Annotated in this window: 1 protein-coding gene; it reads right to left on the bottom strand. The window is 67.9% G+C overall.

The window, feature by feature from the left end; genetic code table 11:
- Positions 1-156: 156 nt before the first annotated feature.
- Positions 157-624, bottom strand: a 468-nt coding sequence (locus EOA27_RS39185) for an Ldh family oxidoreductase (RefSeq protein ID WP_189562413.1), incomplete at its 5' end; no start/stop codon positions are given.

The following is a 624-nucleotide window of genomic DNA, read 5'->3' as shown; positions in this document are numbered from 1 at the left end:
GTATCAAGGTGGCGTAAAGCAAGCACGCCCGCCTCGCCCTGAACGCCCGGCGCGGCGCCGCCAGCCACGAGCCGGACGGAGTCAACCAGGCGGCTCGCGGCATCGGGTGCCGCGAATGTGTCGCGTCAAGTCGGGAAAAGGTTCAACAGCAGGGAATCAGGCCGAGTAACGCTCGGCGAATTCCGAAATGCGCTGCACGACCGACCTGGACGTGGTGATGCCACGCGCCTTTGCCTTCTCCGCGGCTTCGGCGCGCGAGCGTCCAGGAATATGCACGCCATAGCGCCGCCGCAGCCGGTCGAGCTGGTCCTTCATGCGCTGCTCGAAGTCCGGATCGAGCAGCTTGGGCTCGATGGCGAGAACGAAAAGGCCGGTGCCGGGGCTGTCCGGCCCGCCGGTGAACCAGGGCGCGTCGAGGGACCAGTTGGCGCCGGAAATGCCGGCGGCCAGCACCTCGACCATCAGCGCGATGTTGGCGCCGCGCTGACCGCCGAAGGCAAGCATCGCGCCCTTCATCGCCGCCGCCGGATCGGTGGTCGGGTTGCCGCTGGCATCCAGAGCCCAGCCTTCGGGGATCTTCTTGCCATCCTCGGCCGCCTTGCGGATGTTGACGAAGGCGGTGGC

The sequence above is a fragment of the Mesorhizobium sp. M2A.F.Ca.ET.037.01.1.1 genome (assembly GCF_003998075.1).
Taxonomy (GTDB): Bacteria; Pseudomonadota; Alphaproteobacteria; order Rhizobiales; family Rhizobiaceae; genus Mesorhizobium.
Note: the sequence above shows the minus strand (reverse complement) of the source record. Positions and strands in the feature narration are given on the sequence as shown.